The organism is Merdibacter massiliensis (assembly GCF_900155395.1).
Classification (GTDB): Bacteria; Bacillota_I; Bacilli_A; order Erysipelotrichales; family Erysipelotrichaceae; genus Merdibacter; species Merdibacter massiliensis.
In genome coordinates this window covers 309008-333581 of the sequence record NZ_LT699727.1, presented here as the reverse complement: position 1 = coordinate 333581, position 24574 = coordinate 309008, and the positions used below count along the sequence as shown (strand labels likewise).

General features: G+C 40.0%; 22 protein-coding genes and 11 tRNA genes. 17 read left to right on the top strand and 16 right to left on the bottom strand.

Features of this window, described 5'->3' with window-relative positions; genetic code table 11:
* Nucleotides 1–125: 125 nt before the first annotated feature.
* Nucleotides 126–1247, top strand: a complete 1122-nt coding sequence (gene dnaJ / locus BQ9859_RS09630) for a molecular chaperone DnaJ (protein ID WP_075877948.1) — start codon at nucleotides 126–128, stop codon at nucleotides 1245–1247.
* 61 nt (nucleotides 1248–1308) lie between these two features.
* On the opposite strand, the gene BQ9859_RS09625 is transcribed toward dnaJ, so the two are convergent.
* Nucleotides 1309–1713, bottom strand: coding sequence for a PaaI family thioesterase (locus BQ9859_RS09625; RefSeq protein WP_202613487.1), 405 nt, complete (start codon nucleotides 1711–1713; stop codon nucleotides 1309–1311).
* 316 nt (nucleotides 1714–2029) lie between these two features.
* Here BQ9859_RS09625 and BQ9859_RS09620 point away from each other — a divergent pair, with 316 nt between their 5' ends.
* The 5 genes from BQ9859_RS09620 to BQ9859_RS09600 all read left to right on the top strand — a co-directional run bounded on the left by BQ9859_RS09620 (nucleotide 2030) and on the right by BQ9859_RS09600 (nucleotide 8060).
* Nucleotides 2030–3286: an IS110 family RNA-guided transposase gene (locus BQ9859_RS09620; protein WP_075876486.1), complete on the top strand. Its 1257-nt coding sequence runs from the start codon at nucleotides 2030–2032 to the stop codon at nucleotides 3284–3286.
* Nucleotides 3287–3479: 193 nt separating this feature from the next.
* Nucleotides 3480–4358, top strand: a complete 879-nt coding sequence (locus BQ9859_RS09615; protein ID WP_075877946.1) for a DMT family transporter — start codon at nucleotides 3480–3482, stop codon at nucleotides 4356–4358.
* Nucleotides 4359–4427: 69 nt separating this feature from the next.
* Complete coding sequence (locus BQ9859_RS09610) at nucleotides 4428–5015, top strand: DUF308 domain-containing protein (RefSeq protein ID WP_083662829.1); 588 nt, start codon at nucleotides 4428–4430, stop codon at nucleotides 5013–5015.
* 125 nt (nucleotides 5016–5140) lie between these two features.
* Complete coding sequence (locus BQ9859_RS09605; protein ID WP_075877945.1) at nucleotides 5141–5410, top strand: metal-sensing transcriptional repressor; 270 nt, start codon at nucleotides 5141–5143, stop codon at nucleotides 5408–5410.
* A 10-nt stretch (nucleotides 5411–5420) separates the two neighbouring features.
* Entirely contained in the window at nucleotides 5421–8060 is a 2640-nt protein-coding gene (locus tag BQ9859_RS09600) for a heavy metal translocating P-type ATPase (protein ID WP_075877944.1), read from the top strand.
* A 40-nt stretch (nucleotides 8061–8100) separates the two neighbouring features.
* Here the strand turns inward: BQ9859_RS09600 and rlmD are convergent, their stop codons facing one another.
* Together rlmD and BQ9859_RS09590 are read right to left on the bottom strand one after the other, a co-directional pair.
* Complete coding sequence (gene rlmD, locus BQ9859_RS09595) at nucleotides 8101–9450, bottom strand: 23S rRNA (uracil(1939)-C(5))-methyltransferase RlmD (protein ID WP_075877943.1); 1350 nt, start codon at nucleotides 9448–9450, stop codon at nucleotides 8101–8103.
* Complete coding sequence (locus BQ9859_RS09590; RefSeq protein ID WP_075877942.1) at nucleotides 9444–10037, bottom strand: HAD family hydrolase; 594 nt, start codon at nucleotides 10035–10037, stop codon at nucleotides 9444–9446. The genes rlmD and BQ9859_RS09590 overlap by 7 nt, the downstream gene beginning before the upstream one ends.
* Nucleotides 10038–10394: 357 nt before the next feature.
* Here BQ9859_RS09590 and BQ9859_RS09585 point away from each other — a divergent pair, with 357 nt between their 5' ends.
* Nucleotides 10395–11552 (top strand): DUF349 domain-containing protein, encoded by a 1158-nt coding sequence (locus BQ9859_RS09585; protein ID WP_075877941.1) that lies wholly within the window; start codon nucleotides 10395–10397, stop codon nucleotides 11550–11552.
* Nucleotides 11553–11635: 83 nt separating this feature from the next.
* Here the strand turns inward: BQ9859_RS09585 and BQ9859_RS09580 are convergent.
* Nucleotides 11636–11709 (bottom strand) — tRNA-Trp (locus tag BQ9859_RS09580).
* A gap of 9 nt (nucleotides 11710–11718) precedes the next feature.
* A tRNA-Gly gene (locus BQ9859_RS09575) sits at nucleotides 11719–11792 on the bottom strand.
* A 245-nt stretch (nucleotides 11793–12037) separates the two neighbouring features.
* Here BQ9859_RS09575 and BQ9859_RS09570 point away from each other — a divergent pair.
* Nucleotides 12038–13726, top strand: a complete 1689-nt coding sequence (locus BQ9859_RS09570; protein ID WP_075877940.1) for an IS1634 family transposase — start codon at nucleotides 12038–12040, stop codon at nucleotides 13724–13726.
* Between the two features lie 180 nt (nucleotides 13727–13906).
* On the top strand, nucleotides 13907–14134 hold the full coding sequence (locus tag BQ9859_RS09565) for a hypothetical protein (protein ID WP_075877939.1): 228 nt from the start codon (nucleotides 13907–13909) through the stop codon (nucleotides 14132–14134).
* 81 nt (nucleotides 14135–14215) lie between these two features.
* On the opposite strand, the gene BQ9859_RS09560 is transcribed toward BQ9859_RS09565, so the two are convergent.
* The 10 genes from BQ9859_RS09560 to BQ9859_RS09515 form a co-directional block, all read right to left on the bottom strand.
* A tRNA-Lys gene (locus BQ9859_RS09560) sits at nucleotides 14216–14291 on the bottom strand.
* A 5-nt stretch (nucleotides 14292–14296) separates the two neighbouring features.
* A tRNA-Thr gene (locus BQ9859_RS09555) sits at nucleotides 14297–14372 on the bottom strand.
* A gap of 11 nt (nucleotides 14373–14383) precedes the next feature.
* Nucleotides 14384–14459, bottom strand: a tRNA-Val gene (locus BQ9859_RS09550).
* A 172-nt stretch (nucleotides 14460–14631) separates the two neighbouring features.
* Nucleotides 14632–14705, bottom strand: a tRNA-Gly gene (locus tag BQ9859_RS09545).
* Between the two features lie 10 nt (nucleotides 14706–14715).
* Nucleotides 14716–14791: transfer RNA gene (locus BQ9859_RS09540), tRNA-Lys, on the bottom strand.
* A 16-nt stretch (nucleotides 14792–14807) separates the two neighbouring features.
* Nucleotides 14808–14883: transfer RNA gene (locus BQ9859_RS09535), tRNA-Gln, on the bottom strand.
* 6 nt (nucleotides 14884–14889) lie between these two features.
* Nucleotides 14890–14973 (bottom strand) — tRNA-Tyr (locus BQ9859_RS09530).
* 20 nt (nucleotides 14974–14993) lie between these two features.
* A tRNA-Thr gene (locus BQ9859_RS09525) sits at nucleotides 14994–15069 on the bottom strand.
* 11 nt (nucleotides 15070–15080) lie between these two features.
* A tRNA-Val gene (locus tag BQ9859_RS09520) sits at nucleotides 15081–15156 on the bottom strand.
* 109 nt (nucleotides 15157–15265) lie between these two features.
* Nucleotides 15266–15571 carry a cyclic-di-AMP receptor gene (locus BQ9859_RS09515; protein ID WP_075877938.1) on the bottom strand — a complete coding sequence of 102 codons (306 nt, stop codon included), beginning with the start codon at nucleotides 15569–15571 and terminating at the stop codon, nucleotides 15266–15268.
* 128 nt (nucleotides 15572–15699) lie between these two features.
* Here BQ9859_RS09515 and BQ9859_RS09510 point away from each other — a divergent pair, with 128 nt between their 5' ends.
* Both BQ9859_RS09510 and pepT read left to right on the top strand, forming a co-directional pair.
* A complete protein-coding gene (locus BQ9859_RS09510) occupies nucleotides 15700–16149 on the top strand; it encodes a DUF2383 domain-containing protein (RefSeq protein ID WP_075877937.1) in 450 nt (149 codons plus the stop codon).
* A 120-nt stretch (nucleotides 16150–16269) separates the two neighbouring features.
* Nucleotides 16270–17502: a peptidase T gene (gene pepT / locus BQ9859_RS09505; protein ID WP_075877936.1), complete on the top strand. Its 1233-nt coding sequence runs from the start codon at nucleotides 16270–16272 to the stop codon at nucleotides 17500–17502.
* Nucleotides 17503–17523: 21 nt separating this feature from the next.
* Here the strand turns inward: pepT and BQ9859_RS09500 are convergent, their stop codons facing one another.
* Nucleotides 17524–18171, bottom strand: coding sequence for a pentapeptide repeat-containing protein (locus BQ9859_RS09500; protein ID WP_075877935.1), 648 nt, complete (start codon nucleotides 18169–18171; stop codon nucleotides 17524–17526).
* 125 nt (nucleotides 18172–18296) lie between these two features.
* Between BQ9859_RS09500 and BQ9859_RS09495 the strand changes: the two genes are divergently transcribed.
* From BQ9859_RS09495 to BQ9859_RS09470, 6 genes are all read left to right on the top strand, one after another.
* Entirely contained in the window at nucleotides 18297–20453 is a 2157-nt protein-coding gene (locus tag BQ9859_RS09495) for a Tex family protein (RefSeq protein WP_075877934.1), read from the top strand.
* A gap of 12 nt (nucleotides 20454–20465) precedes the next feature.
* Nucleotides 20466–20972, top strand: a complete 507-nt coding sequence (locus tag BQ9859_RS09490; protein ID WP_075877933.1) for a hypothetical protein — start codon at nucleotides 20466–20468, stop codon at nucleotides 20970–20972.
* 73 nt (nucleotides 20973–21045) lie between these two features.
* On the top strand, nucleotides 21046–21321 hold the full coding sequence (locus tag BQ9859_RS09485) for an ACT domain-containing protein (RefSeq protein WP_075877932.1): 276 nt from the start codon (nucleotides 21046–21048) through the stop codon (nucleotides 21319–21321).
* A 6-nt stretch (nucleotides 21322–21327) separates the two neighbouring features.
* Nucleotides 21328–22686 (top strand): PFL family protein, encoded by a 1359-nt coding sequence (locus tag BQ9859_RS09480; protein WP_075877931.1) that lies wholly within the window; start codon nucleotides 21328–21330, stop codon nucleotides 22684–22686.
* Nucleotides 22687–22812: 126 nt separating this feature from the next.
* On the top strand, nucleotides 22813–23541 hold the full coding sequence (locus BQ9859_RS09475) for an ABC transporter ATP-binding protein (protein WP_075877930.1): 729 nt from the start codon (nucleotides 22813–22815) through the stop codon (nucleotides 23539–23541).
* Nucleotides 23531–24454, top strand: coding sequence for a SufB/SufD family protein (locus tag BQ9859_RS09470; protein ID WP_075877929.1), 924 nt, complete (start codon nucleotides 23531–23533; stop codon nucleotides 24452–24454). Before BQ9859_RS09475 ends, BQ9859_RS09470 begins: the two co-directional genes overlap by 11 nt.
* The last annotated feature ends 120 nt before the right edge of the window (nucleotides 24455–24574 follow it).

Genomic DNA, 24574 nt, shown 5'->3' with positions numbered 1-24574 from the left:
TTGTAATATGGAGAACAAAGAGGAGAAAGGTTCAAAAGAGCTTGCAAAATAGTCTGTGAACTGGTATCCTTAGGAACGCAAAGGATCACATGGTTTGTGATCGACAGTAAGAGAGGTGAGCCATGATGAGCGAAAAAAGAGATTATTATGAGGTCCTTGGTCTAAGCAAAGGTGCCAGTGAAGAGGAAATCAAAAAAGCATACCGCAAAATGGCGAAAAAATATCACCCGGACATTAATAAGGAACCGGGTGCGGAAGAGAAATTTAAAGAGATCAATGAGGCATATGAAGTACTTAGCGATCCGCAGAAGAGAGCTACTTACGATCAATTTGGCCATGCAGGTATGGACGGTGCCGGCTTTGGCGGATTCAATCAGGGTGGTGCAGACTTCTCTGGCTTTGGCGGCTTTGAAGATATTTTTGGATCTTTCTTTGGCGGCGGATTTGGTCAAAGCAATCGCCGGGCCAACAACGGACCGCGTAAAGGAAACGATCGCTTCATGCAGATGCGTATTGATTTCATGGACGCAATCTTTGGCAAGACAGAGACGATCAATATCGAAGTTGATGAGCAGTGCAAAGAATGTAATGGAACGGGAGCTTACAGCTCAAGCGATATCCATACTTGTTCACGCTGCAACGGAAGCGGCTATGTAACGACACAATCCAGAACGATGTTTGGTGTGGTACAACAGCAAAGCGTTTGTCCAGAGTGTCATGGTACAGGTAAAAAGATTACAAGAAAATGTACAAAATGCAATGGAAAAGGTTACGAACATAAGCGTGTGAAACTAGATATCAAGATTCCGGCAGGTATTCAAAGCGGACAGCAGGTACGTGTAGCCGGTAAAGGAGAACGCGGTATCAATGGAGGACCGAATGGTGATCTGTATATTGAAATTTTAGTCACTCCGCATAAAGTATTCCAGCGTGAAGGCTATGATATTTCTATCAGTGTTCCTGTAAGCGCCATTGATGCAACGCTAGGCTGCAAAGTAGATGTGCCGACAGTTTATGGAGATGTTTCTTTAACGATCCCGGCTGGTACACAGCATGGCACAAAATTCCGTTTGAAAGGAAAAGGTGTCAAGTCCCCTCGCGGTACACAGGGTGATGAATATGTAGAAGTACGTGTTGAAATACCAACAAAACTTTCACATGAAGAAAAAGAATTGTATGAACGCATCCGCAGCAAGAAAGGATATGAATCTCCTTTTGACCGTTTTAAGCGGGCCTTCAAATCTTAATTGAAAAAACAGCGCATATAATAATTGCGCTGTTTTTTATGATCAAAGCAAAATAATACCATTATTTTTTATGACGTTCGCCATCTAAGAAAAACATGGTAAAGGTAGCACGTGAGAGCAATGTTTCATGATCATTAAAAATAAAAACTTCATATACACCGGTTGTTCTGCCGCGCGATATTTCTTGGGCAATACCGATTAATTTGCCTCCGGTACCGGGCTTGATATAGTTGATAGAAGCAGACAAAGTGACGCTGTCTCTTCCGGTCGCAAAACTGGCAGCACCTGCGGCAGTATCCGCTAACGAAAATAAAGCTCCGCCATGCACAAAACCATGCACATTCAATATCTGTTCATCAATGATCATTTCCACTTTTGCATGTCCTTCTCTTACTTCGATTACCCGCATATCGTTGCTTTGCAGAAATTGAGAAGAGCTGTTCAAGCGGTCACGTAATTGTTCCATTGTTTCTTTTTCCATTTTTTCCTCCATTTCCCCGCGCCTAAAGTCGCGCGGACACAAATATTTCATCAATAAATCCCACATGCTTTATTTTCGTGTTACCCTATAAGAGAGGTGGTATACTACAGAGCACGTGGAGGTGAGTAGGAATTCTACTCAATTGAATATCCTGTATTTTTATAAGTTGCCGTCATCATATCAAGCACAAATAAGTAGGACTTTGAGCCTGGACACTTATGATTGTTCAATCAACTGTTGTCGATTCGCTTTGATGACAGTCAATGCCACCTCTCCTTTTGTATGAAAGGAGCTTTTTTATATGGCAATGAAAATCGTTCGTTTCAACTGCTGTGGCATGGATGTTCACAAAGATCTGGTCGTCGCTACTATTGGTATCACCGATAGACAGTCGAACATCACAGAATATTTCCAACAATCTTTTTCCACTTTAAACTCGGACCTATATCGTTTAAAGGATTGGCTGAATTCTTATCACTGTTGTGATGTCTGCATGGAATCTACCGGTAAATACTGGATCCCTATCTTCAACATTCTTGAAGGTGAGATCAATGTCCATTTAACTCATCCCAAGTATGTCAAAGCCATCAAAGGCAAAAAAACTGATAAGAAAGATTCCAAATGGATCTGTGATCTCTTCAAACATGATCTGATCAAATTCTCGTTTATCCCTCCAAAAGAAATCCGAGAACTGCGTGAGATCGCCCGTTACCGATACAAGCTGGTCTGCATGCGTTCTTCAGAACGGAATCGTTATCAGAACTGTATGACCGTTTCCAATATCGGATTAGCTTCTGTTGTCTCCGATCCTTTTGGCAAGACAGCTTCCAATATCATGAAAGAAGTCATGAAGCCAAACGTGATTGATGATGACAAGATCTTAAAACTCATTCACAAAAATTGTAAGAACAAAGATAAGATACTAGACTCCCTTCACGGCTATCACATCGAAGCGGATCAACGATTCAAGATGGAAAAATCATTGAATCATATGGAGTACTTGGATCAACTCATCAATTCATGTGAAGCAGAATTGGTCAAGCGGGCTTATCCTTTACGCGAATCTTTCCAGCATATCACACAAATAAAAGGAATTAGTTCCTTATCGGCCATTCTGATCATCTCTGAAATAGGAATCGATATGTCTCAGTTTGAATCCGACAAACAACTTGTCAGTTGGGCTGGACTTTCTCCTGCCAACAACGAAAGTGCCGGCAAGAAAAAGTCAGTTCGTATCTCCAAAGCTGGACAATATCTCAAACCACTGCTTGTCCAATGTGCTTTATCGACCATCAAAGATAAGACATCTTATTTTGGAAGAAAGTATTCCAATATCAAGAAACGACGTGGTCACAAGAAAGCCATCATTGCGATCGCACGCATGATGTTGGTCAGTATCTATCACATGATCCTAACAGGCGAAGTATTTCAACCAACGGATTATGAATCCTTCATGAATCCACGATCCGATACCAAACAATCACTAACAGTTGAAGAAGCATTAAACTTTTTGAAACAATCCGGCATTGATATATCTTCTATTCAAATCAACTTATAAATTTTTTCGATATTTTTACTACTTATTTTTAAGTCGGCTTTTTTTTTACAGTTTTATTCACACTTTTACCTCATTTCAGGTTATATTATAGCAAAATTTGGCAGAATAAGAATAAAGTAGTTCTATAAATATAGACAAAACTGGAGAATCTAAGAAGAAACTGTTAAAATAAAAATATAAGGGGATGACATACATGCGGGCAAAAGGGGCTTTTTTTACGATCGTATCTGCAGTTTTATTCGGCGTGACACCGGCTTTTGCAAAACTGATTTATGCAGATGGAATCAATTCATCGACATTGGTCTTTTTTCGCAATCTATTTGCAATCATACCGCTGTTTTTCTTATGCCGTGTACAGCACTGCCGATTTCGAATTACACTGCGTCAAGGGATTCATTTAATACTAGCAGGTATCATAGGACAAAGCATTACGGCAGTCATGTTATATACAAGCTACAATTATATTCCGATTGCGACGGCGACTACTTTGCATTTTTTCTATCCGATCTTCATCACTTTGATCTGTGTGATCTTTTTTCATGATCATCTGACGATGATTAAATTAATTGCTTTGATTAGTGCTACCTGCGGTGTGGCTTGCTTTGTGGAAGGCGGAAGCGGAGACAATATGATTGGTTTCAGTTTGGCACTTTCTTCAGGATTTACCTTTGCTTACTATATGGTGGCGGTTGAAAAATCGGGACTGAATCAATTGCATCCATTTGTGATCACTTTCTACTTTTCCATTGTCGTATCACTGTCTCTTTTGCTGTATAATTGGGGGACCAATCAATTTACGTTGCCATCAGAGATGCTGCCCTATTTAAAAATGGCATTGTTTGCATTGTTTACTTCGGTTACGGCAATGGGATTGTTGCAGATTGGCATTCGCAGTCTGGGAGCAGGGGATGCTGCAATCTTATGCATGTTTGAGCCACTGACATCTTTTGTGAGCGGTATTTTGTTTTTACATGAAGAACTGACGCTCATTAAAGTTCTCGGCAGTATCTTGATTTTAGGAGCTGTTACTTTTTTGATCCTAATGAATCGTCGTGCTGCACAAAAAACATAGAAATAATATCGAAAATTGGCAGAACTGTCTTTTTTATGATACGATGTAATAAATGAGAGGAGGATGCTTATGAAAAAGATGCGTATTGAAAAGTGGCAGCTGATTGTTTTATCCGTATTTTACATTGTGTTTGGAATCATTTCCGGTCTGGTCGCCAGAGAAGAATTTTTGACTTTTTTCAATATTTTAGGAATGATCATTGTCTTGATCGGCGCATTCTCAATTTTTATCTATTTCTTGCGAAAAGATTATTTGGAAAAGCATAATTTGCAGGTTGCTTTTGGTTCTCTGTACATCATGGCAGGGTTGATCGTCTGGTTAAAACCGGAATTGATCGTATCGAATTATCCAATGGTGTTCGCAGGATGTGTTGCCATCGACAGTTCAATTCGTTTGCAGTATTCCATGAATTTGTTTCGCATCAAGGATACAGGGTGGATCTGGATCTTTGCCAGTGCTTTGTTTGCAATTTTGATATCAGCTATTTTATTGCTGGCTACATTAGATTATGGTATGCAGCGTATCTTGTTGTCATTATTATTATGTTTTGATGGAATCAGCAATTTGGTTACTCTATGTTATGAACGCATTGCTTTAAAAAAATATTATAAACGGATGAAGATGGAAATGGTGAAGAACGAAAGAACAGAACAATAGAGATCACGAATGCTCGAAGTCAGTTGACTTCGAGTTTTTTGATGCGAAAGCTTTGACAAAAGAACAAAAAGTACATATACTATTATATGTTAATACCCCACTAGGGGGATGGGTAGGAGGCAATCATGAATGATGTGAATAGAAAAAATACATTGCGGTTATTAAAAACAGCAAGAGGACAAGTGGACGGAATCATCAAGATGATGGAAGAAGGACGTTATTGCATTGATATATCAAATCAGATTTTAGCAACTGAAGCATTGTTGCGAAAAGCAAATGCGCAAGTGTTGACGAATCATTTAGAAACTTGTGTAAAAGAGAGCATTGAAAATCATAGCGATTACGATAAAAAACTGGAGGAAATTGAGCAATTGATCCATAAATTGGTACGATAGGAGGTATTCTATGGTTGAGACATTTCGTGTGAAAGGGATGCACTGTGCCGCATGTGCAAGTGCAGTAGAAAATATCTTAAAAAAACAAGATGATGTGGAGGATGCACAGGTCAATTTGGTTAATGAACAGGTTATGATCACCTCTTCCAGATACCTGACTTTGGATCCGGCAAAGAAAGCCTTGGAAAAGGCGGGTTTTGCAATTGAACGTATCCAGGATCCGCAAGAGGAAACTTTTATGGTAGAAGGAATGCATTGTGCAGCCTGCAGTGCAGCCGTCGAACGGATCTTGAAAAAACAGGAGGGTGTAGTTGATGCACAAGTAAATTTAGTGAGTGAACAAGTCGTCATACGCTATTTGGGATCCCGGAATTTCTCCGAATGGGAAAAAGCAGTTGAAAAAGGCGGATTTCACTTGAAAGAGAGACAAGTGCCGCAGTGGAAAGAAACGACCTTTCATATTGACGGCATGCATTGTGCCAGCTGCTCATCTGCTTGTGAAAGAATGTTGTCAAAATTAGATGGCGTAAAAGAAGCGAATGTCAATTTGGTAAATGAGCAGGCGCATGTCGTCTACGATCCGCATAAAGTAAAACAAAGCGAGATGTTTGCGGCAATTGAAAAAGGCGGATATCATGGAGAAATCCTTCAGAAACAAAACCAGGCAGAGGAAAAAAAAGAAAGCAATATTTGGTTGATCACGATGCTGGTTTTAGCGGCATTGTTATTGTATATTGGCATGTCGCACATGTTGCCGATTCCATTGCCGTTGCCGGATATCATTCATTATAATACACATCCGTTAAATTTTGCTTTGATTCAATGGGTCCTAACAACCATCATCTTGTTATTAGGTAGAGATTTCTATATACGCGGTATACCGGCATTGCTGCATGGTGTTCCTAACATGGATACTTTAGTATCTGTCGGTACATTGAGTGCGTATGCATATTCTGTTTTTTCTCTGATTCAGATTGCTTCCGGGAACATTCATGCGGTGCATGCCCTGTATTTTGAAGGTGCCGGTGTGGTCGTGGCCTTGGTCCGTTTTGGCAAGCATCTGGAAGCGATATCGAAGAAAAAATCCATGGGTGCTATCTCGGCGCTCTTGCAGCTGCGTCCGGATACGGCAATTTTATATAAAGATGGAAAAGAAATAGAAATTCAGGTTGAGGAAGTAAGCGTAGGGGATTTGTTATTGGTGCGTCCAGGGGATCATGTCCCTATTGATGGGATCATTGCCGAAGGAAATGCAAATATTGATGAAAGCATGCTGAGCGGAGAAAGTATGCCGGTAAAAAAGCATACTGGAGAAGAAATCATTGGTGGAACGATCGATCTGGATGGCCGATTGCTTGTTCGCTGTACGAAAGAAATGGCGGATACGACCTTGTCGCATATCATTCAGTTAGTAGAAGATGCTCAAGGAAAAAAAGCACCTATTGCGCGGATAGCTGACCGTATTTCGCTCGTATTTGTACCAACAGTCATGACGATAGCGGTCGTTGCTGGACTTGTATGGTATTTCTTACGGGGAGATATTGGATTATCCATTCAAATTTTCGTCAGTGTCTTGGTCATCGCATGTCCATGTGCTCTCGGTTTGGCTACACCAACAGCGATCATGGTAGGCAGTGGAAAAGCTGCGCAGCTGGGCATTTTCTTGAAAAGCGGCGAGGCATTGGAAAATGCTGGAGAGATCGATACGATCTTGTTGGACAAGACAGGCACATTGACGGTTGGAAAACCACAGGTTATCCAGATTGTCAGTGACGATAAAAAGGAGGCATTGCGTCTTGCCGGAATGTTGGAACAAGGCAGCAAACATCCTTTAGCACATGCCATATTAGAAAAATGCAAAGAAGAGGGAATCGCGTTTGATTCACTTGCTCATATCGAAACATTAAGCGGTCTTGGACTGCGTGCACAATTACAGGAACACACGATCGTTTTGGGAAATCAAAAATTGATGGAACAAAGCGGCTGCAAGATCGATGATCATCATCTATCTGAAATGGAACAGCAGGCCAAACTGGGATACAGTGTCATTGCATTAGGAATGGATCAACAATTTATTGCATTCTTCGTCATTGCTGACCAGCTGAAACCAGATACGAAAACAGCGATCACAGAATTAAAACAATTAGGAATTACTCCGGTAATGGTCACTGGCGATCATCCGTTGAGCGCGCATGCGATTGCGCATCAAGCAGGGATCGATGAAGTGATCGCAAATGTGCTACCGCAAGAAAAAGGTGAAGTGGTCAAACGTTATCAGAAGGATCATCGTGTGGCAATGGTAGGGGATGGCATCAATGATGCAGTTGCTTTGACACAGGCGGAAGTAGGAATCGCTATTGGAAGTGGAAGCGATGTTGCTGTCGAAAGTGCAGATGTCATCTTGATGAAAGACAGTATTCAAGATGTCGTAACTGCCATTCAATTATCAAAAGCAGTAATTCGCAATATTCACCAAAATTTATTCTGGGCCTTCTTCTATAATACGGTTGGTATCCCGGTAGCTGCCGGTTTGTTATATGCCTTTGGCGGACCGCTCTTATCACCGGTATTTGCCGGTGCAGCCATGGCTTTCTCAAGTGTCTGTGTCGTAACCAATGCACTACGTCTGCGCAGATTTCATGCAAATTAAAACAATCCGTTGGGATTGTTTTTTTCTATTTGCAATGCGGTTACATTCTTTCTAATAAAACAACACTTTCTACATGTGCACTCATTGGGAACATATCATATAAAAACATTTCTTTACAAGCGTATCCTTTTTTTGCCAAGTAAGCGATATCGCGTAATTGGGTAAAAGGATTGCAAGAGATATATACGATCTTTTTTGTTTTTAACTGAACACAGGCATCCAGAAAAACAGGTGTGCTTCCTTCTCTAGGAGGATCCAAGATGATCGCGTCATAGTGCTGTTTGTGTTTGGCTTCTTGCAACATAAAACGGCTGGCATCCTGTGCAATGAATCTGGCATTATGGATCTGATTGTTTTTTGCGTTGATACCGGCATCCATGACCGCCTGCTGGTTCACTTCCACACCGATCACTTGTTTTACTTTTGAGGCAATGCATAGCCCGATCGTACCGATTCCACAATATGCATCTAAGATGCGATCAGAAGGTCTAGGCTGCAGTAATTCATAGGCTTTTTGATATAATCGTTCACATTGATCATGGTTGATCTGATAAAAGGAAGTGGAAGAAATCCGAAATGTCTTTCCTAACAGCCGATCTTCGATCCATCCTTTTCCATAAGCAGTCCATTCTTCTTTTCCTAACACGACGCTGGTATCCCTTGTATTGACGTTAAATACGATGCTGCGAATATCGGGATGCAGTCTTGCTATCTGTTGAACAAGCTGTTTTTGTCCCGGAAATTGTTTTTGCGATACAACAAAAGTAAGCAGGATCTGTTTCGTCTCTTTCCCATAGCGAATCTGAACATGACGAAGGATTCCCCTTCTTTTTTTTCGGTCAAAGGGTTCTATGCGCAAACGCTGGATCAATGAGACAATACTGGGAATGATTTCATCACATTCTTTTGGATGTAATAAACAATTCTGATAGGGAACGATGCGATGTGAATATTCTTCATAAAGACCGGCAATGATCTTGCCTTTGCTATCTTTTGAAAAACCGATGATCATCTTGTTGCGATATCCCTCTCTATCACTAGGCATCACATCATGGATGTGGAGAGAAAGACGCTCTTTTTTTAATGCATGGATGATCTGCTGCTTTTTCCATTCCAACTGGGCAGGGTAGGCCATGTGCTGCAGTTGACATCCTCCGCATATAGCCGCATGAGGACATGGAGGCTTTACGCGCAGATGGCTTGGCTGCTGTATATGCACGATTTCCGCTATATAGCCTTGTTTGCTTTCTTTTATTATGCGGGCATCTAATTCTTCATGAAGCAAGGCATGACGTACCAATACTTTGTTTTTCCGACAGAACAGGATCCCGTTTCCGTTTTCATCCAGTTTTTGTATTGTACCATGTACAATTTGCTGCAGTTTTAGCATAATTGTTTTTTTGCCTCCTTTATTGCCGTTTTGATGTCTTTTACTTCAATTGATCGTATGCCGCATTGAACTGCCGCATCGATATTTTCTTTTCGATCATCCAAAAATAAACAGGTGGAAGGCGCAAGAGCATACCGTTCGCATAAAAATTGATACATCCGTGAATCCGGTTTTCCAAATTTCTCTTGAAAAGACAGGACCATTCCGTCCGCTTGATCAAAAAGATGATATTGTTCCTGTAAGTAATCATAACTGTCTTCACTTAAGTTTGAAATCATATAGATATGATATCCGTTTTGTTTACATTCATCTAGAAACTGCAGCATTTCATCAATAGGCTGCATCAAGGTGAACCAATGATCGCTTACGGATAAGATCTCATTCTTATAGTTTGGATATTCCTGCAATAAGGCTTGCTGAACTTCTTTGAGGGAGATCCATCCGTTGTCATATTGTTTCCACCATTTTGAGTAAAAAACAATGTGGCAGATCTCTTCACATTTTTCTTGTAGTAAAGATTGAAAGTATATTTGTGGTTGAAAAGACACTAATACATTTCCAATATCAAAAATAATATTTTTGATCATGTCTTGCTCCTTTTCTGCTTTTTTATATTCATTTTCTATTATAACGAATTATGGAGCCTGCGCCTATCTTTTCTAAAAAAATGTAATAGCTTTCCTTTGCACTTCTTGTGAAAAAATAAACAAGAATATGCTATAATGGTTAATAAAGGAGGATTCTAAATAAAGGACAAAATAGCTGACGATCCATGAAGCAGGGCATGAAAAGTGAGGCTTTTTGACTGATTAGGAATGGAAACAGCTGTTTGTTTATTAAAAAATGCATTTTTTGAATGCTATTTTTGCTGATATGAGATACAATTTATATTGGCAAGACATTTGTAGAAAAATGGAGAATCATTTTGAATGGAGGAACGTCGTATGTATCAGGAAAATGATGATATGTTAGAAGTAAGTGATTTTGATGAAGATATTCATCGCCGTGAAGCATTGATCGAAGAGGCGAAAAGCATTCCGGCCTCTGCTGATTGGAATGAGGTCATGCACCAGATCAATGATCTTCGTAGACGCTGGCGTCGAATTCACTATTGGGACTCTGCATACGAAGAAAAATTAGCAGAAGAATTTGATCAGTATATTGATGCTTTCTATGCAAAACGTAATGAGATTTATCAAAGTGCCCAGAAGCTAAAAGAAGATCTGATTGCACAAGCGAAGAAAACGGCTTTGTCTGAGGAATGGAATCAAGCAACAGAAGAAATGAATGCACTGATGCAACAGTGGAAAGCAAGCGGAAGTGCCGGTAAAGAAAAAGATGATGCGCTTTGGGAACAGTTCAATGAAGCCAGACAACAGTTCTTTGATCGGAAACATGCACACTGGGAAGAATTGCAGGGCAAATTTGAAAATGCACGTCAAGTGAAAGAAAACTTGATCGCGCAAGCAGCTGCTTTGGCAGATTCACAGGAATGGCAGAAAACAAGTGAAAAATTCCGTCAGCTGATGGATGAATGGAAAGCTGTTGGCAGTGCCGGACGTGAGCATGAAGATGCTTTGTGGGAAAAATTCAATGCAAGCCGTCAAAAGTTCTATGAACAGCGCAATGCACATTATGATGAATTACATGCTGTACAGGGAGAACGTTACGAACAAAAGAAAAAGCTGGTAGAAAAGGCAAAAGAAATAGAAAGCAGTCAATCTTATACAAGAGAAAATACACAAGCAATGAAAGATCTTGGTGCTGAATGGAAGCAGATCGGTTCTTGTGGAAAAGAACATGAAGATCAAATTTGGAAAGAATTCCGTTCAGTTATGGATACATATTTTGACGGCTTGAAACAATGGAATGAACAAAGACATCTGCAATGGCGTCAACGGATGCAGGATGCCCGTGCACGCAAGTTAGAATTGATTCAAAATCAAAAACGTCAGATTCAGCGTATGAAAGAGGACATCGTCGGATTATTAGGGCAAAGAGCTATTGATGATATGCAGGATCGTATCGAAGAAAAAGAAGAATTCATCGAAAAGCTGGAAGCAGAAGTAGCAGATATTGATCAAACATTATCTCAACAGTAATAGGAAAGGGAGAGCATGAAGCTCTCCCTGTTTTTATATATGGATAAAAAAAGCATCGACAGATGCTGATCAAACAATTTAACTGGCAGGGGTAGAGAGGATCGAACTCCCATCAGCGGTTTTGGAGACCGTTATACTACCATTGTACTATACCCCTAAAAATAAATGGAGCGGGTGATGAGAATCGAACTCACGTAGTCAGCTTGGAAGGCTGAAGTTCTACCATTGAACTACACCCGCATGTGCATTAATTATTCTATCATAAATTTTGAATTTGTAAATACAAAATTAAAATTTATTTTTATATTTGAATGAAAAGCCCCGTCTTTAGAGGTTTGCACCATGAATGTTTAGAGGCTATTCTGAGAAAAAGTCGAGATTATCCAGTATTTATCGTTGTTTTTTGTACTTTAAATTTATTTTATTTTTTTTATTTATTTAATATAATTATGGTGTAAATGTGTAATGCTTGGAGGACACTTTCTATGGCCTATTTTCTTAAAAAAACAAAACGAAATGACAGACTTTATCTTTCCATCTATGAGAGTTTTTATTCTCCAGAAACTAAAAACACTCGACATAAAAGTTTTCGTAAAATCGGTTTCGTTGATGCTCTTATCGAACAGGGTATAGATGATCCAATTTCTCATTTTCAGAAAGAAGTCAATGAACTGAATTCTAAACGGGAGACAGAAAAGTGTCGCATCAACTTTCAACAGATTTCCGACATTTCACCAGAACTGTGTCTGGGTTATGTGCCAATTGCGAAAATCTTGAACATGCTGGATGTAAAAGAACATTTTGGGTATTTAAGTTCTTCAAGGAAATTCGAGTTCGATGTATATGATGTCTTTTCCGCTCTTGTATATGCTCGTGTTGTTGCGCCTTTATCTAAACATCAGACTTTTCATGATATTTTTCCAAAGCTATATGTTCAAAAAAATTTCAGTTATGATCAACTCCTAGAGGGCTTGGAATTCATGGGCGAAGAATATGAGAAACTGGTTGAAATACTGACCGTTGCGACTGATGACAATTTTATTCTGGATTCCAGCCGTTCTTATTTTGATTGTACAAACTATTATTTTGAAATCGATAAGGAATCTACTCTTCAAAAAAGAGGGCCTTCCAAAGAAAATCGAAGAGACCCTATTGTGGGAATGGGCCTTCTTTTAGACGCACAGATGTTACCAATCGGCATGAAGATATTCCCAGGCAATGAATCTGAAAAGCCGGTCATGCGTGATCTAATCCACGATTTGAAATCAAGAAACAATATCAAGGGCCGTACCATCCAAATAGCTGATAAAGGCCTTAACTGTGCTAAAAATATTATTGAAGCTATTGATAATGGAGATGGCTATCTGTTTTCGAAATCTGTAAAAACCCTTCCTGAAAGAGAAAGACAATGGGTTCTTCTTGATGACGGATTCGAAACAGTGTTTGATCAGAACGGAGAACCCGTTTATAAAATCAAGGAATGCATCGATACGTTTACTTATTCATACAAGGATGAATATGGGAATGTAATAACTCGTAATATAAAAGAAAAAAGAACAGTTACCTATAACTTCAGTCTCGCAAAGAAGAAACTGATGGAAATCAATAGAATGATTGAAAAAGCCAAGGCACACCGTGCATGCCAGGCCAAAAAAGAAGAATATGGTGAATCATCAAAATATATGCAGTTTCTAGATGATCAGGGGAAAAGTATAAAACCCCAGCTAAATCAAAAAGCTATAGACAAAGACAAAGAACTAGCCGGATATAATATGCTCGTAACATCTGAAATCAATATGTCATCAAAAGACATATACAATGCTTATCATCAGCTTTGGCAAATCGAAGAATCCTTCCGCATCATGAAGTCCGAACTTGATACACGTCCGGTCTATCTACAAAAAGAAAATCGGATCAAAGGTCATTTCTTCATCTGTTACACAGCCGTGTTATTATCACGAATCCTTCAATTCAAGATTCTGGAAAATAAATACTCAGCAAGTACAATATACGATTTCATGAGAAAATTTCGAGTTGTAAGAATCAACTCAACAAGATTCATAAATCTATTAACCAGCAAAGAATTCGTAACAGATCTATCCAAAAAATTAAATCAACCAATAACAAATTATTATCTAACAGATAAACAAATAAAAATGATGCATACTCGATAATCAAATATCGAGTGTTGCACCATTTTTTACTATTCAACCTCTAAAGTCAGGTATCATAAATTTTGAATTTGTAAATACAAAATTAAAATTTATTTTTATATTTGAATGAAAAGCCTGCTGGAAGCTTTGCAATTCAAAGAAAAGGTGATACAATATGATATATACTCGAGGAGTGAAAGAATGAATAAGAAAAATGATATGGTGTCGTCTTTGATCGAAACTGCAAAAGTGAAAAAACATGTGACGACAAAGATCGAATATTTCTGTGAAGATACAGAAGAAGTAGAAAAAGTATTTGATAAAGTAACAGAGTTATTAACGACAAATTTGGATGATTTCGCTAAAATTACATTTGATTACAGCCCAAGTGAGAATACTGTAGATGTAGAAGTCATTGAACATATCTAAATAGGGGAAGCATTGTTTTGATGCTTCTTTTTTAATGGCCATATAGCATAAAAAAAGCGGATATCCGCTTCATTGTTTTGATGGTGACCCGTTGGCGATTCGAACGCCAGACCCTTTGATTAAAAGTCAAATGCTCTACCAACTGAGCTAACGGGTCAAGAATGGTGCCGACTATAGGAATTGAACCCACAACCTACTGATTACAAGTCAGTTGCTCTACCAATTGAGCTAAGTCGGCATTTTTTAAAATGGTGGAGGTTGAGGGACTCGAACCCCCGACCCTCTGCTTGTAAGGCAGACGCTCTCCCAACTGAGCTAAACCTCCATCGCTTAGTGCTTATTTATATTATCAGTAAGTGGCGTAAATGTCAACAAAAAATTAAAATATTTACATTTGTAATGGATTTAATAATAGAATAAAGCTGAGCATTGGTTAAAAATACACGATTCTATTCAATATAAAAAAAGATGTCTTTCGACATCTTTTCAATCATTCATGGAGCGGGTGATGAGAATCGAACTCACGTAGTCAGCTTGGAAGGCTGAAGTTCTACCATTGAACTACACCCGCAAATATTGAATGGTGACCCGTTGGCGATTCGAACGCCAGACCCTTTGATTAAAAGTCAAATGCTCTACCAACTGAGCTAACGGGTCAGTTGAATAAATAAAATGGCTGGGGTAACTGGATTCGAACCAGTGGAATGCAGGAGTCAAAGTCCTGTGCCTTACCGCTTGGCTATACCCCAATAAAATGGTGGAGGAGGACAGATTCGAACTGCCGAACCCGAAGGAACAGATTTACAGTCTGCCGCGTTTAGCCACTTCGCTACTCCTCCATTTATAAGGGTTTTAAAAATGGTGCCGACTATAGGAATTGAACCCACAACCTACTGATTACAAGTCAGTTGCTCTACCAATTGAGCTAAGTCGGCATTTTTTAAAATGGTGGAGGTTGAGGGACTCGAACCCCCGACCCTCTGCTTGTAAGGCAGACGCTCTCCCAACTGAGCTAAACCTCCATCGCTTAGTGCTCACTTATAATATCAGTAAGCGGAAGAATTGTCAACAAAAAAATGAAAAAAATTAAAATCAGTGCGGGAACTGGAAAATGTTTATATTCAACTGGTTTTATTTCGATTGCCCTTTGATTTTCTTATAAGCAGCAAGCGGGATGCTGAATAATGAAAAATCGCTCGTATGCATACCATGCATGTCTTCGCTTGTCAGATTTCGATATTCATTCATCTTGTTTTTTATAAAAGAGATCAGCGTTTGTACTTTTTCTGATTCGATACATAACAATATAATTGTGCTTCCATAATTTAGAAAATCACCGGTACTGGCGATTTCTGTTGCCGAATATCCTTCTTTTATCAAATCTTGGGACAGCTGGAAGGCGTATTCCCCATTGACACTCAGCCATAACAATTTCATGAAAACTCACCTCGAAATAATCATAACATAAACGTGGACATCTGTGTATCCTGCCTTTTTTATGATTTTTTGAATAATTTGTGAAGGCGTGAGCATGATAGGAATGAGTGAAAGGAGCAGAATCAAAAATGGAAAAGAGATGTGTGCAGGAACTGAATCAATTATTAAAAGGAACGCATATGGGTGCATCTTTATTTGAGGATCTGCGTTATAAGGTAAACGATCCCAAATTAAAACAATTGATCGATGACTGTTTGAAGCGTCTTCGCAAACATGAAGAATTATTATCAAAACATGTTCGTATGATGGATGAAGAGCCTGCAGAGGACGGCGGTTTTTTTCAAGGAATCAGCGAATTTATGGAAATGATCCATACACTGCCGATGGTGGAAGATGCGGAACTGGCGAAGGAATGTGTCAAATATATGGAATATGCGTTACAGGCACTGAATAAGTTTGAACAAAAACAATATATTCTAGAGCCAATGGTACAGCGCAGTCTGTACTATATGCGAGATGATTATCAGATCATCTATCATTCTTTTCATCAATACGGATTGTTGCATACTAGACAGTAAATTGGATAGGAGGTGGTCTGAGAATGGTGACTGCCTCTTTTTTGGCGGATGATGACGACTGTATTTTTTATGATGAGTGATGTATAATAAAAAGACATGAAAGATACAGGAGGGGAAAATATGCGCGTAGAAGAACGTTTGTTAAAATATGTTGTTGTGGATACACAATCCGATGAATACGCAGCTACATCGCCTAGTACAGAAAAACAGTTGGTATTGGCGAATATGCTAGCAGAAGAACTGCAAGAGTTGGGATTGGAAAATCCGCATGTGGATGAATTTGGTGTTGTTTATGCAAAATTGCCTGCAAATGCACAAGGGTATCCGGCAATTGGTTTGAATGCTCATATGGATACTGCTACAGACCTGACAGGAGCAAATGTAAAGCCTAGAATGATCCCTGCATATGACGGCGGTGTCATTAAACTGAATGAAAATATTCAGATGGATCCAAAACAATTTCCAATCTTAGCAAAACATGTGGGTGAAGATCTGATCGTAACGGATGGAAATACTTTATTAGGCGGTGATGATAAAGCAGGGATTGCTATCATCATGACTGCAGTCGAACAACTGATCCAGCAGAATATTCCGCATGGAGATGTATATGTTGCCTTCACACCGGATGAAGAAGTCGGCAGAGGAACAGAACATTTTGATTTAAATACATTTAAAGCAGAATTTGCCTACACGGTAGATGGGGGCGAAATCAATGAAATTGATTATGAAAACTTTAATGCTGCACAGGCATTGATCACGATCCACGGTAAAAGCATTCACACGGGAGCGGCTAAAAATAAAATGATCAATGCATCTTTATTGGCAATGCAGCTGCATAGTTTGCTGCCGGTAGAAATGAATCCGGCTTATACGGAAGGATATGAGGGATTTAATCATTTATTGCATATCAAAGGTGAATGTGAGCTGGCAACGATGACGTATTTGATTCGAAATCATGATGCCGAAAAATTCGCAAAGCAAAAGCGGATGTTCATTGATGCTTGTGCTTACTTGAATAAACGTTACGGTGAAGGAACATTTGAATTAGAGATCAAAGATCAATATCAAAATATGCGCAATTTGATTGAAAAGGATATGCGTGTTGTCGAATTAGCTAATCGTGCAATTTCTGCAGCAGGTCTTGAACCGGTATCTACACCGGTTCGCGGGGGGACCGATGGGGCTGCTTTGACCTATATGGGTCTGCCTTGTCCAAACTTTGGCACCGGCAGCTATAATCATCATGGGCGTTATGAATTTGCTTCCGTACAAGCGATGAGCAAAATGGTTGAAATTATCACAAATGTATTGACAATGGCAAAACAAGTCAATGAAGAAATGAAAAATAAATAAAAAAGATCATATTGATCTTTTTTATTCCTCAACGATATGAATGCCTAATAAAGAAGCTAAGAGGATGGCTTGCTGTGGAGAAACGTAGACCCCTTTTAAACTATCTTCATTTACAAGCAGACCGTCAATCTTATTATTTTCTAAATGTACTTCCTTTAAGGATGTGTTGACAAAAGAACAGCTTTGCAGATCACACTGTTGAAATGCAAGGCTTTTTTGTTGACATTGAATGAAGCCGCCTTCTTTGATCGTGCAGCGGGTAAACGCACAGCGTTCAAAATGACTTCCGCCAAAATTAGCATATTGACACATGCAGTTATTCCATGTGACATCTTTCCAGACACAATCATAAAAACGAGTACCTGTCAAACGGCAATTTTCAAAATGACAACGATAAAAATGGCTGCGCTGCAGATCAGCAGCAGACAAATCACAATGGGTAAAGATGCAATCTAGATATTCATTTTCGAAAAAATCATCAATTGAACAAGTGATGTCTTGAAAACGGCATCCGCTGAAATGGTAGTGGTCATAAGTCGGAGCAATGATCTCTTCATTTTGAAAATATGCGTCATATTGATAGATGTCTTCTTGCATCGCAGAAATCAGCGATTTTTCTTCATTTGATGTACATCTTAGTGAGCGAATATTTTTCGTTTTTTGGGTCATTTCGTTTGCCTCCTATTGCTTTTATTATAATCACAGAACGAATTTTGAAAAGGAGCAGGAAAGAGTTTGTGTGGAAAAGAAGAAGTATAGTATAATGAACGTACGCAGAAAAGGAGATCATAAGTATGGAACAGTTGTATGAAGCAATTGCTCGATCAATGCATATTGCTGCTTCCCAAGTGGAAGCAGTTATGACACTGTTACAAGAAGGTTGTACAGTTGCATTTATTGCTCGTTATCGAAAAGAAAGAACAAAAGGATTGGATGAAGAACAGATTCGCCAAATTGAAGAAGCATATGCGTATCAAACGCATTTAGAAAAGCGAAAAGAAGATGTCCTTCGTTTGATCGATCAGCAAGGGATGCTGACAGAGGAATTAAAGAACGATATTCTTGCATGTGAGAAGTTATCGCAAGTAGAGGATCTTTATCGGCCTTATCAACAAAAAAGAAAAACAAAGGCGACCATGGCTGCAGCAAAAGGGCTGCGCCCCTTTGCTTTGTGGATATTAAAATTGCCTTTTTATGGCGATGTGGAGAAAGAAGCCCAGCAATATGTAAATGACCAGGTTGCCAATGTACAAGAGGCAATCACGGGAGCGAAAGATATCATAGCAGAGATGGTCAGCGATGATGCAAAAGTTCGCGATGTCTTGCGTACTTCGATGTTGAAATATGGAAGGATCGTGACCAAAGAGAAAAAGCAGCATGATGATACGATGCGTGTTTACCAAATGTATTATGACTATAGTGAACGAGTAGGAACTATCCAGCCGCATCGAATCATGGCAATCGACCGCGGAGAAAAAGAAAAAGTATTGCAGGTATCCGTTACTTTTAACGAAGAGTATGTGGAACAATGGGTGCTTCGCCATTATTTGAAAAATGGGAATACGATCGTAAAAGATATTTTGCAGGAAGCAATTTTAGATGGCTTGAAGCGTTTGACTTACCCAAGTGTGGAACGAGAAGTGCGCTCTATGTTAAGTGAGAAGGCACAGGAAGCCAGTATAGAAGTGTTCTCGATGAATGTGGAAAGATTATTGACCCAGCCTCCGATCAAAGATCGCTGGGTATTAGGGTTTGATCCGGCATTTCGCACCGGCTGCAAGCTCGCTGTGATCGATCCATTGGGAACATTGAAAGAAATCAGCGTCATTTACCCGCATCCGCCAAAAGCAAAGGTGAAAGAGGCGAAGGAAGAAATGTTGCGTTTGCTGCAGGCTTATCCTGTTTCGATCATCGCTATCGGAAACGGAACTGCATCAAGAGAGAGTGAAGCATTTGTCGCGCATTTGATCCAAGAAGAACATCTTTCCGTTCATTTTGCTTTGGTAAGCGAAGCGGGAGCCAGCGTTTATTCGGCAAGTGAATTGGCTAGAAAAGAGTTTCCAGATCTGCAGGTGGAACAACGCTCGGCAATTTCCATTGCGCGTCGAATCATTGATCCGCTTGCGGAATTGATCAAGATCGATCCTCAATCGTTAGGCGTTGGACAGTATCAGCATGATCTTCCAACTGCAAGATTAAAAGAACGATTGGACTTTGTTGTCAGCAAGGCGGTCAACCGAATTGGTGTCAATGTGAATACCGCATCGATCGAACTGTTGAAACATGTTTCCGGCTTGAATGCAACAACTGCACAAAATATCATTCAATACCGTGAAGAACATGGGGCGATCATGCTGCGCTCACAACTGAAAGAAGTACCAAAGATCGGGGCAAAGTCGTTTGAACAGGCAGCAGGTTTTTTACGGATTGTTGATGGAAAAGAATATTTTGATCGAACAGGAATTCATCCGGAAAGTTATGCGTTGGCCAAACAAGTATTGGAATATCTGCAACTGGATAAAGAGCAGATGGGCAGTGAAGAGGCAAAACAGGCGGTGGAAAAAGCAGATGTGGCCGTTTTGAGTCAGCAGCTGCATAGTGATCAATATACGATTCGTGATATCCTGCAAAGTATTCAAACACCGTTACAGGATTATCGCGACCAATTTGATCCGGTATTGTTAAAAAGCAATGTCTTGGAACTTTCCGATCTCCATGTGGGAGATGAATTGCAGGGCACGGTACGGAATGTCGTTGACTTTGGTGCCTTTGTTGATATAGGCTTGCATGAAGATGGTTTAGTACATATTTCAAAACTGCGCTCGTATCGGGTCAATCGTGTAAGTGATGTAGTATCTGTGGGAGATATTGTTACAGTATGGGTCTATAAAGTAGATGAACAGCGTCAAAAAGTGCAGCTTTCTATGGTACCGATACAAAAAACAGCATAAGGAGAGATGAGGATGAAAATAGAGACAGGAATGAAGTTTGAAGCAGAAATTGAAGAGCTGGGTACAGTGATGGACTATGTGGAAGATCGTTTCATCTTTGTCATCAAAGATCAGTTTTGGAATGATGTAGAACTGCAGATGGCAAAGACAACACCATTTGAAATTGATTTTGTTTACCGTTATGATGTGGCGGTCTTCTTATTGAGCGTAGGCGACATTGATACAAGCGATTTTTATTTCAATGTGCAGGAAAATGATTGGCGTGAGGCGTTGCTGTCGGGAACAGATTGTTTGCAATGTACGCTGGTATTGTTAGACGAAAATAATATGGTATGTTTCAAAAGGAATGCAACACTGTCAAAAGAAGACTCTGATCAGATCCGCTCGGCATTAGCTAAACAAAATGAGGTTGTTTTTCACGAAGGCGAATACGATGTGAATATGCAAGGACTGATGAGTGCGTTGGAACCGTTTGAGATGCAGCAATATGCCATAGTAAAAGCAGTCTTTGAAAAATAATGGTGGATCGACAATCGTTGTAATTTTATGGTCCATGCTTTATACTGTATAGAAAAGAACGGAGGAAATTGCGATGAATGCAGTAGTTAGTGTGATTGGAAAAGATCGTGTCGGAATCTTGGCGCGTGTGGCAACAGAATGCGCAAATGCCAATATCAATGTAGTGGAAGTAACACAGACGTTGTTGCAGGATACATTTGCAATGACGATGCTGGTCAATATTGATGAAATTTCAATGAAATTAAGCGAATTTGCCCAGCATATGGATAATGTAGGAAAAGAAATGGGATTAGTGATTCATGTCATGCATGAAGATATCTTTAATTCTATGCATAAGATTCAGGGGTAAGAGACAATGATCAATTCCAAAGATATATTAGAAACGATCAAGATGATCGATGAAGAATATTTAGATGTGCGTACGATCACGATGGGGATTTCCTTATTGGATTGTGCAGATGCAGATATTGATAAATCTTGTGAAAAGATTTATCGCAAGATCACAACCTTGGCAAAAGATCTGGTCAAAGTAGGAGATGATATCGGACGGGAATATGGGATTCCGATTATCAATAAACGAATTTCAGTGACGCCGATCGCTATGCTGGTCGGTGTCAGCGGGGGAGATCCGATCCGCTATGCATTGACTTTAGAACGCTGTGCTTTAGAAACCGGAGTTGATTTTATTGGCGGTTTCAGTGCATTGGTGCAAAAAGGTTTTTCTGCAGGCGATCGTGAATTGATCCAAGCAATTCCGCAGGCACTTGCTCAGACAGAACATCTATGTGCTTCGGTCAATGTTGGCTCAACCAAAGCCGGCATCAATATGGATGCTGTGAAGATGATGGGAGAAGTAGTGAAAGAAGCTGCTGAAATCACGGCTGATCGGGATTGTATCGCAGCTGCAAAAATCGTTGTTTTCTGTAATGCACCAGAAGATAATCCGTTTATGGCAGGGGCATTTCACGGCGTAGGAGAAGCAGACTGTGTGATCAATGTAGGCGTTAGCGGGCCGGGCGTAGTTCGTGCTGTCTTGGAAAAGGCGCCTAAAGATCTGCCTATGAATGAAATTGCCGATTTGATCAAACGAACAGCTTTCAAAATTACACGAATGGGACAGCTGGTCGGAAGTGTTGCCAGTGAACGTTTGCATGTCCCGTTTGGCATCGTTGATCTTTCTTTAGCACCAACACCTGCCATTGGCGATTCTGTTGCCTATATCTTAGAAGAGATGGGGTTAGAAACCTGCGGTGCATATGGTACGACCGCTTGTTTGGCCATGCTCAATGATGCAGTGAAAAAAGGTGGCGTGATGGCAAGCTCATCTGTCGGCGGATTGAGCGGAGCGTTCATTCCCGTTTCAGAAGATGCAGGTATGATCCATGCTGCTAGAGCGGGCGTATTGACATTAGAAAAACTAGAAGCGATGACCGCTGTTTGCAGTGTCGGATTGGATATGGTGGTCGTACCAGGCGATGTGAGTGCTTCTTTGATTTCAGGAATGATTGCGGATGAAGCTGCTATCGGCATGGTGAACTCTAAAACAACTGCTGTTCGTGTCATTCCGGCGGTTGGTCATAAAGAGGGAGAAGAACTGAATTTTGGCGGTTTGTTAGGAGCCGGTCCGGTGATGCATATGAATCCAAGCGACAATAGTGTCATGATCCAGCGTGGCGGACGAATTCCAGCCCCATTGCAAAGCTTGAAAAACTAATCAATGATGAGAAGAAGGGAAACTGTTTCGAGCAGAGAACCTTCTTTTTTTCAGCAAAAGAACGCTTCTTGCTTTATTTTTTAACAGTATATGCTAAAATAATTAAGTTAAAAAGGATGTGAGTTCATGCTAGAGTTAAAAAATCTAACTTTTGAAGCAGATGGCAAAAAAATAATTGACGATCTTTCTTTACAATTTACGAAACATGCATTTACGGTGATTACTGGCCCCAACGGCGGCGGGAAATCGACATTAGCAAAATTGATCATGGGGATCGAACAGCCTACAAGCGGACAGATTTTCTTTGATGGAGAAGATATTACGTCTCTATCCATAGATGAGCGTGCGAAAAGAGGTATTGGCTACGCCTTTCAGCAACCTCCTCGTTTCAAGGGAATGAGTGTTCGGCGTTTATTAGAGTTGGCCCATGGAAAAGAATTGGAAGAGGAACATTGTATTTCTTATTTAAGTGATGTAGGTTTGTGCTCGAAAGATTATTTGGATCGTGATGTGGATAATTCCCTCTCCGGCGGAGAAGTCAAACGCATCGAGATTGCAACTTTATTGGCAAGAGATCTCAAACTCAGTATTTTTGATGAACCAGAAGCAGGAATCGATTTATGGAGCTTTACGAAATTAGTAGAGACATTTCGTGAGCTGCAAAACCGTAAAAAACAAGATATCATCCTGATTTCGCATCAAGAGCGCATCATGCAGCTAGCAGATGAGATGATCGTCATCGAAAATGGAAAAGTAGCTGCCCGCGGCAGCAAAGATGCGATCCTGCCTACTTTGCTAATGGAATTTGAACCATGTGGAATCAATCGGAAAGCAGGTGAACAACATGCTGAATAATACAGAAAAAGCGCTCTTGCAGCAAATTGCAGGAATCACTGGTTTTCAACCGGGGTCTGCTTTTAACTTAAGAGAAAACGGAAGCGGAGTAGAACGGCATTCTACAACAAATGTAACGATTCGCAGCAAACAAGACAAGCCGGGAATCGATATCATCGTTGCCCCGCATACAATAGGAGAACAGATCCATATTCCGGTAATCATTACCAACAGCGGCGTACAGGATCTGGTGTATAATGATTTTTATATTGGAGAAGGGGCACAGGTCGACATCATTGCCGGATGCGGCATCCATAATGATGGATGTGATACATCGCAGCATGATGGGATTCATACTTTCCATATCGGCAAACATGCATCTATCACTTATACGGAGAAACATTATGGAGAAGGAAACGGCGAAGGCGGTCGAATCTTAAATCCAACTACTCAAATTTATATGGAAGAAGGAAGCTTTGCCCAAATGGATATGAGTCAGATCAAAGGAGTAGATTCTACAAAACGTGTAACGTATGCTCGTTTGGGAAAAGATGCAAAATTAGTCATCAATGAAAAACTGATGACACATGGAAAGCAAGTGGCACATTCAGATGTAGAAGTAGATCTCAATGGTGAAAACAGTGTATTGCAGATCATTTCTCGTTCTGTAGGGAAAGATGATTCCATCCAAGTTTTTCATCCAATCGCAAGAGGGAATACGAAGTGTCGTGCACATGTGCAATGTGATTCGATCTTGATGGGCAATGCCAAGATTTCATCTATTCCGGAAATTGCAGCAAACCATGTGGATGCACAAGTCATTCATGAAGCGGCCATTGGGAAAATCAATAGTGATCAGCTGATCAAGTTACAGACTTTTGGCTTAAACGAGGAAGAAGCAGAACAAGTTATCGTAGATGGCTTCTTGCGTTGATGCATATGAAAACAGAGATCGTTTTGTATAAAAAGGATCTCTGTTTTTTTAAATTCTGCAATTCGTAAAGTATATAAAATAAATTCTTCACAAATAAAAGGGCTAAGTATATAGCGGCTT

Coding starts and splice junctions, on each gene's coding strand:
- dnaJ (WP_075877948.1), top strand. CDS start 126: ATGAGCGAAAAAAGAGATTATTATGAGGTCCTTGGTCTAAGCAAAGGT.
- BQ9859_RS09625 (WP_202613487.1), bottom strand. CDS start 1,713: ATGGAACAATTACGTGACCGCTTGAACAGCTCTTCTCAATTTCTGCAA.
- BQ9859_RS09620 (WP_075876486.1), top strand. CDS start 2,030: ATGGCAATGAAAATCGTTCGTTTCAACTGCTGTGGCATGGATGTTCAC.
- BQ9859_RS09615 (WP_075877946.1), top strand. CDS start 3,480: ATGCGGGCAAAAGGGGCTTTTTTTACGATCGTATCTGCAGTTTTATTC.
- BQ9859_RS09610 (WP_083662829.1), top strand. CDS start 4,428: ATGAAAAAGATGCGTATTGAAAAGTGGCAGCTGATTGTTTTATCCGTA.
- BQ9859_RS09605 (WP_075877945.1), top strand. CDS start 5,141: ATGAATGATGTGAATAGAAAAAATACATTGCGGTTATTAAAAACAGCA.
- BQ9859_RS09600 (WP_075877944.1), top strand. CDS start 5,421: ATGGTTGAGACATTTCGTGTGAAAGGGATGCACTGTGCCGCATGTGCA.
- rlmD (WP_075877943.1), bottom strand. CDS start 9,450: ATGCTAAAACTGCAGCAAATTGTACATGGTACAATACAAAAACTGGAT.
- BQ9859_RS09590 (WP_075877942.1), bottom strand. CDS start 10,037: ATGATCAAAAATATTATTTTTGATATTGGAAATGTATTAGTGTCTTTT.
- BQ9859_RS09585 (WP_075877941.1), top strand. CDS start 10,395: ATGTATCAGGAAAATGATGATATGTTAGAAGTAAGTGATTTTGATGAA.
- BQ9859_RS09570 (WP_075877940.1), top strand. CDS start 12,038: ATGGCCTATTTTCTTAAAAAAACAAAACGAAATGACAGACTTTATCTT.
- BQ9859_RS09565 (WP_075877939.1), top strand. CDS start 13,907: ATGAATAAGAAAAATGATATGGTGTCGTCTTTGATCGAAACTGCAAAA.
- BQ9859_RS09515 (WP_075877938.1), bottom strand. CDS start 15,571: ATGAAATTGTTATGGCTGAGTGTCAATGGGGAATACGCCTTCCAGCTG.
- BQ9859_RS09510 (WP_075877937.1), top strand. CDS start 15,700: ATGGAAAAGAGATGTGTGCAGGAACTGAATCAATTATTAAAAGGAACG.
- pepT (WP_075877936.1), top strand. CDS start 16,270: ATGCGCGTAGAAGAACGTTTGTTAAAATATGTTGTTGTGGATACACAA.
- BQ9859_RS09500 (WP_075877935.1), bottom strand. CDS start 18,171: ATGACCCAAAAAACGAAAAATATTCGCTCACTAAGATGTACATCAAAT.
- BQ9859_RS09495 (WP_075877934.1), top strand. CDS start 18,297: ATGGAACAGTTGTATGAAGCAATTGCTCGATCAATGCATATTGCTGCT.
- BQ9859_RS09490 (WP_075877933.1), top strand. CDS start 20,466: ATGAAAATAGAGACAGGAATGAAGTTTGAAGCAGAAATTGAAGAGCTG.
- BQ9859_RS09485 (WP_075877932.1), top strand. CDS start 21,046: ATGAATGCAGTAGTTAGTGTGATTGGAAAAGATCGTGTCGGAATCTTG.
- BQ9859_RS09480 (WP_075877931.1), top strand. CDS start 21,328: ATGATCAATTCCAAAGATATATTAGAAACGATCAAGATGATCGATGAA.
- BQ9859_RS09475 (WP_075877930.1), top strand. CDS start 22,813: ATGCTAGAGTTAAAAAATCTAACTTTTGAAGCAGATGGCAAAAAAATA.
- BQ9859_RS09470 (WP_075877929.1), top strand. CDS start 23,531: ATGCTGAATAATACAGAAAAAGCGCTCTTGCAGCAAATTGCAGGAATC.